At 51.7% G+C, this 6,000-nt stretch carries 5 protein-coding genes and 1 pseudogene; 2 read left to right on the forward strand and 4 right to left on the reverse strand.

Annotated features, from left to right (window positions below; genetic code table 11):
- Positions 1–235 precede the first annotated feature (235 nt).
- Together umuD and umuC are read left to right on the forward strand one after the other, a co-directional pair.
- Complete coding sequence (gene umuD, locus F6Y09_RS17860) at positions 236–673, forward strand: translesion error-prone DNA polymerase V autoproteolytic subunit (RefSeq protein WP_152208286.1); 438 nt, start codon at positions 236–238, stop codon at positions 671–673.
- 2 nt (positions 674–675) lie between these two features.
- Complete coding sequence (gene umuC, locus F6Y09_RS17865) at positions 676–1,947, forward strand: translesion error-prone DNA polymerase V subunit UmuC (protein WP_152208287.1); 1,272 nt, start codon at positions 676–678, stop codon at positions 1,945–1,947.
- Between the two features lie 14 nt (positions 1,948–1,961).
- On the opposite strand, the gene F6Y09_RS17870 is transcribed toward umuC, so the two are convergent.
- The 4 genes and pseudogenes from F6Y09_RS17870 to F6Y09_RS17885 form a co-directional block, all read right to left on the reverse strand.
- On the reverse strand, positions 1,962–2,567 hold the full coding sequence (locus tag F6Y09_RS17870; RefSeq protein WP_152208288.1) for an SOS response-associated peptidase family protein: 606 nt from the start codon (positions 2,565–2,567) through the stop codon (positions 1,962–1,964).
- A 193-nt stretch (positions 2,568–2,760) separates the two neighbouring features.
- Entirely contained in the window at positions 2,761–2,976 is a 216-nt protein-coding gene (locus F6Y09_RS17875; RefSeq protein WP_152208289.1) for an integrase core domain-containing protein, read from the reverse strand.
- A 118-nt stretch (positions 2,977–3,094) separates the two neighbouring features.
- Entirely contained in the window at positions 3,095–4,996 is a 1,902-nt protein-coding gene (locus F6Y09_RS17880) for a sensor domain-containing diguanylate cyclase (RefSeq protein WP_152208290.1), read from the reverse strand.
- 535 nt (positions 4,997–5,531) lie between these two features.
- A pseudogene (locus tag F6Y09_RS17885) lies at positions 5,532–6,000 on the reverse strand (hypothetical protein); the annotation flags it as partial.

The raw sequence follows: 6,000 nt of genomic DNA on the forward strand, positions 1-6,000 counted from the left end.
ATCGTCGTCAGTGACCACAAACTGAATCCATTCCGGACCGACGCTGCTGCGACACTTTCACTGTTTTGAAATTTCCATCGGGATTTTGAAGAGTGCATTGCTTAGTCAGATTGACCCTGCTCCTCTGTTACCAGAGCTAGAAAAAAACTTCTCTCAAATCAATTTCAGTGCAACTCGGCATAGCCCTCGCTTTCCTTTATACTGTATATCTATACAGTATTAGAGAGGAGCCCTTGTGCTCATTAAATACCTTTCCCGAGCCGATTGTGAAACACCCGGTCTACCGTTGCCGTTTTTTCTAGATTCTGTCCAGGCGGGCTTCCCAAGCCCAGCCATCGACTACCTGGACAAAGCGCTCGACCTGAACGAATTGTGTATCCGCCGGCCCGCGGCCACTTATCTTGTGCGAGCCGAGGGGGATTCGATGGTCAACGCCGGTATCTTCGATAGTGACATTTTGATTGTCGATCGGAGCGTCAAAGCACTCCACAACCATATTGTGATTGCGTCCCTGAACGGTGATTTTCTCTGTAAAAGACTCCACCTGACCGGCGACACGCCGCAGTTGATCGCTGAGAACCCTGCCTACAACCCAATCATTCTATCTGGTGAATCGGAACTGGAAATCTTCGGAGTAGTGACGTATGTCATACATTCCCTGGCGAGGTCCTGACTGTGACCGTTTACGCGTTATGTGATGCCAATTCGTTTTACGCCAGCGTGGAGCAGATCTTTCAGCCGGCTTACCGCGGCCGGCCGCTCATTGTGCTATCCAATAACGACGGCTGTACCGTGGCTCGGAGTAAGGAAGCCAAACGGATTGGCATCAAGATGGGTGCCCCACTTTTTATGATTCGGGACCTCGTGCGTCGGCACAACGTTGTCGTGTGTTCCTCCAACTACGCACTCTACGGGGATATGTCTGACCGGTTCATGCAGACGCTTGAAGAGTTGTCGCCGAAAGTCATGCCGTACAGTATAGATGAGGCTTTTCTCGACCTTACCGGAGTCAGATCTGCTATGTCGCTGCTGGACTTTGGCCACCAGGTAAAAGACCGAGTCGCGCAATGGACGGGGCTGCCTATCTGCGTTGGTGTATCGACTACCCTCACTCTGGCCAAGCTCGCCAACCACGGTGCAAAACAGTATCCCAAGACCGGGGGTGTAGTGGACCTGACGAGCCTTGAGCGACAACAAAAACTGTTGGCCATTACGCCGGTTGAAGAGATATGGGGAATCGGCTCACGTCTGGCCAAGCGGCTGAAACCTCTCGGGATAGCCACGGGCCTGGATCTGTCCCGAGCGGACCCTGCATGGATACGGAGTCACTTCTCTGTCGTTGTTGAGCGTACTGCCTGGGAGTTGCGCGGCGTAGCCTGTCAGGAAATTGATGAAGTACCTCCGACAAAGCAGCAGATCGTATGCAGCCGATCCTTCGGACAGCCGGTGACAGATCTGGATAATATGCTGGCAGCCGTAACAAGTTTCGCAACCCGTGCAGCGGAGAAGATCCGGGGTGAAGAACGGGTTGCTGGACAAATTTCAGCATTCCTTTCTACTAACCGTTTTGCAGAGGGTCCGCGCTACAGCAATTCCGCCAGTCAGACCTTGCCCTATCCCAGTAGCGATACTCGGGTTCTTGTCTTGGCTGCAACCAAACTGATTACCCAGCTCTGGCGTGATGGGTTCCGGTTCAACAAAGCCGGCGTCATGCTCATGGATTTCAGGGAACCTATGAAGAGTCAGGGCGACATGTTCGACAGGACAGGAGACTCAGAGCAGGACCAGGCTTTGATGACCACTCTGGATAATATCAACCGGATTGGCGGCTCCGGTACCGTAAAGTTCGCCCGGCAGACTCAGCGGGTTCAGCCTTGGGCCATGCGAAGAGAACACCTCTCACCGGCTTTCACTACGCGCTGGAGTGATTTGCCCCGGGCAAGGTAGAAACTCTGGCTGATCTATAGTTCCCCCTCCCTGTCTGCCTCCAGTAAAGTTGCGTTGGGCGAGATAGCTCCGTTCTTGAACGTCTTCACTTCTTCTACCTGAAGCGTGGCATAAAGTCTCGGATGCTCCAAAAGGTCATCGATCTCATTGGCTTGGAGAATGTCTTCTGCAAGCCACGTGTGCGTAAATTCTCGCGTCGGAGGCAGAAATAAGGGGAAGGCTTTATCGTGGTAGGGTTCGAACTCTAAGTGGGCGTCCCGGGTGATCACTGCGCAGCTGTACTGCCCATTCGGAAACGGTCGATACAGGGCTGCAAGCAAAAACGGCTGAGTGCCTTCCATGAGATATTGATGCTTCCGACCATCGATTTTTTTCGACTCCCCTATCCCCGTCGCAACCACTATTGCGCGGTGATGGCGTAAGGCTCCCTTCCAGTAGGGTGAATCAAGATTTCTGGCGTTGAAGGTGGTGCGCTTTCCGACTTCGAGCCGTTCTCCATTTGCCGTGCAATCGAACCACCATGTTGCGTCGACCCGGCGTGGCTTACCCTCTTCCTGAATGATCAGCCTCCGAATCTGGCGAGCCGAGTTACCCCCAAAAGCCGGATAGAATTGCTCCATTCCTGCCGGCGCATGGCTTACTAAAGGCTCAAAGAGGTAAACGCCCGGCTATCACACCTTGCAAGTTTCAATACTGAGCTGGTATTGACCCAGATGCACCTTGATTTATGTATCTTTCACTCGGGTTTTGCTTCGCTGATCGGTAATTCCCCATTTTTAACGGGGGCGCGTTCAACCGGTCACGACATCACCATCAATCTCCGGCCTGATTAGGAGTAATTCCTCCGAGTTCCATGTTGGGTCGTTCAAATTTGTAATGCCAGAGCCAATGAGTGGCGTAGTCCTGGACCTCCTCGGTGCTGCCGAACAGATACTGTGCCAGCAAGTCGTAGCGCATGATGCGGTTGTAGTAAGCGATATACACATTCTGCTGTAGATTTCCGGACTGCCTGACGCTTGCCAAGCTCATGGAAAACCCGACAGACGGATTTTTAATTCCTGAATTTTGGGGAGGTTCGACGACCGCAAGAGTCAGACTCGTTTAGTTGAATGGAGCAAGCAAAAGCTCGGGAATATGCACGCGTAGATCAAGTTTCGGATTGCCACGTATGCACACGGTTACCCCCTTTCTTCTTACCGTGGTAAAGAGCCAGATCCGCCCAGCGTATCAATTGGTTGAGATCACAGCTCTGATCCCACTCGGCAACACCGAAGCTCGCCGAGACCCCGAAGGAGGTAGAGCCATGAGGAGATATTTCCATGATCTCTGTGCGGATACGTTCCGCTATCTCGGCGGCTTTGCTTGCCGAGGTGTCCGCGAAAAGTATAAGAAATTCATCACCTCCCACCCGACCAAAAGAATCGGTTGAACGAATATTGTTCTCGACCGGCGTTACAATCTGTCGAAGAACCTGATCACCCGCCTCGTGGCCGAACGTGTCGTTAATGGGTTTGAAATTATCCAGATCAAAAGCGATCAGAACTGCTGTCCGTCCATCCAACCCCAGTCGGGTCAATTCTCTTTGACCGAGTTCGTAGAAATGACGGCGGTTTGAGATGCCCGTCAGGAAATCCACTGAGGCGACTTGCTCAAGCTCCTGGTTAGCCTTCTGTAGCAAGGCAGTGCGCTCCTGCACTTTTTCTTCCAGTAATTCATTATGCCGTTGGAGCCTATCAGTGGCGTCTTTCAGGCGCTCCTCAGTTTTCTTGGCTTGTGTACAATCATGATGGATGGCCACATAGTGCGTGACCCGCCCGGCGCGATCACTGACGGGTGCCAGACTGAAATCTATCCAGAGCGGCTCGCCATCTTTCGTGTAGTTCTGGAGTTCTGCCCGACAGGGTTTTTTGTCGGCCAACGCTTCGCCCACGGTTTCAAGGCCGTACTGTTGGCGAATGCCTTCTTGAAGAAGCCCCCAGTTCCGGCCAACTATCTCCTCAGCGCTGTAGCCAAACAGTTCTTCGAATCTTGGGTTAACCCAGATGACCGGCATGCCAGCCTGATGCACATCAACAATGGAAATGGCGTCATTGCTTGCCTCCATGGCGCGATCCTGAAGCTGAAGAGAGGCGCGTTGTTGTCTGATTTTCTGCATCAGCCCTGAAAGCGCGACGGCGATAACGCTTATAACCACTAGGTATTCCTGGGTCAGCCAGACTGCATCCTGGAGAGACGTGGTCGCTGTATAAAAAGGCGTCGACTGCACAAGAAAAACGACGAACAGGGCGGCAATTAATGAGACGGTCAATGTGGTTGCGAGTAGATCGAGGCGGGCCGCAGTCCAGGTGGCAAACCCCAGCAGCAGCACGGGCGCAAGAAAAAATGAAAGGTCTCCGTCGCGAGCAGTATGGAAGGCAAAAATGCCAGTTATGGCAACGCCGGCCCATATGACGGCGAGTTCGGCCAAATTCATTAGCCGCTTTTTACTAAAAAAATGATTTCTGAATATTTCCGCATTCCAGGCGGACACCAGCAATGGGGTGAGAAGAACCAGCCCCACGGCATCGCCAAACCACCAGAGCCGCCAGAGCACCACGAGGGGGTTTTCCGTTCGGTCAAGGGCTTCATAAATAGCCGCGCCCAATATCGCGGCTACGGAGCACGCAACCAGAGGCGCTGCCAGAAAGAATACTATGTTGCCCCTGAGCGATTGAAATTCAAATTCTTTACCGGCGAACCGGCGGATCAGAATAGCGGCGAATAAGACTTCGAATAGGTTAACCAGGCCAAACAGGGCCGCGCTCCATAGAGGAAAAGAGGCAGACAAACTTGCAGCACTGAAAGCAATCAGGGCAGCAAACGTTATCAGCGGCCACTCTTCCCATGATGTCATCAATAATGCGGTTAGAAGTACCGCGTTGGCAGGCCAGAGGATGGCAATACCATCCGGCGTAACGGTTTGTTCAAGACCTATCCAGGCCCCAAGAAAGACAAAGATGCCGGTGAAACCGGCGCGTAAGGACGAACTGATCGACACGTAAAAGGTCATACAGCGTTCTCGAATGCACTAATAAATTTCGGGAAGGGATCGTAACCATCCGCTGTTCCCTTTTGAGCCAATCGCCACTTTAAAGGACAGCTACTCCCAGACTGCATGTCGAAGGCATTCTCCGCACTCCTCGGTCGAAAACGGCTTGGCGTATAGAAAGCCTTGTCCTGCATCAGACCTTGCCAGTAACAGCCAGTTTCAATTTGCGCGTCAAAAGCTCGTCGATAGCATTGTTCCTCTGAGTCGGTAGCCGGTTCAGTAACACTATGATTTATTGAGAGGCTATCACGAAAAAAAAAATATATGTCTTATGCCGGTTACCGTTTGTGGCCTATTTGTCATGTTCGATTTTACATTTCTGACCCGAACTTATCGTTCCAGGATCTCTACAATAATGCGGTTAAAAGTACCGCGATGGTGGCCACAGGATAGCTCTACCATTCGGGGTTGCGATTTTTGCGAGGTCTATGCAGGCTCTTAGAAAAAATACCGGTGAAACCTACGCATAATATAGGATTGATCGGCCTGCAAGATGTCACCCAGTGAGATGGACCACCTCATTGTGAATGGTAGAACTGCGAGAGAAACAAACATCTTGGGGAACTTCCGAAATATCCAGGTCGTGGCACGCGTTAAAACACTCGCCTTCGTTACCGACAAAACTTCCCAGAACGATCAGCATATCAAAGGTGCGTTTCGCCAAACGCGTCAGACGCTCAAATCGCTCTGTTAGGATGGCATCCAAAATTTCCAGCGCCTCAATAGTATGATCGCGCCGGTTGTCATTAGTCGGCACTCGGATCTGAAACAGTAGTACCTCTCCTGCTTGAGTGATGAGTTGCACTATCTTCTGATCACTGGCAAAAGGCTCAACTAGAAATCTTGTCAGTAACAGTGCTAAAAGTCCGTAAATTGTCAGGATAGATTGTCCTCCCGACCCGCATGGCCTTTTCTTGAAGGTGGCGAAACCTGAAAGGAAAAGACTCATGCAAAGCCGAGAGGAC

Origin of the sequence: Marinobacter changyiensis (assembly GCF_009193265.1) — a bacterium.
Classification (GTDB): domain Bacteria; phylum Pseudomonadota; class Gammaproteobacteria; order Pseudomonadales; family Oleiphilaceae; genus Marinobacter; species Marinobacter changyiensis.

What these genes read in the sequence shown, in the direction of transcription:
- F6Y09_RS17870 (WP_152208288.1), bottom strand. Translation starts at nt 2,567, where the DNA reads ATGGAGCAATTCTATCCGGCTTTTGGGGGTAACTCGGCTCGCCAGATT.
- F6Y09_RS17875 (WP_152208289.1), bottom strand. Translation starts at nt 2,976, where the DNA reads ATGAGCTTGGCAAGCGTCAGGCAGTCCGGAAATCTACAGCAGAATGTG.
- F6Y09_RS17880 (WP_152208290.1), bottom strand. Translation starts at nt 4,996, where the DNA reads ATGACCTTTTACGTGTCGATCAGTTCGTCCTTACGCGCCGGTTTCACC.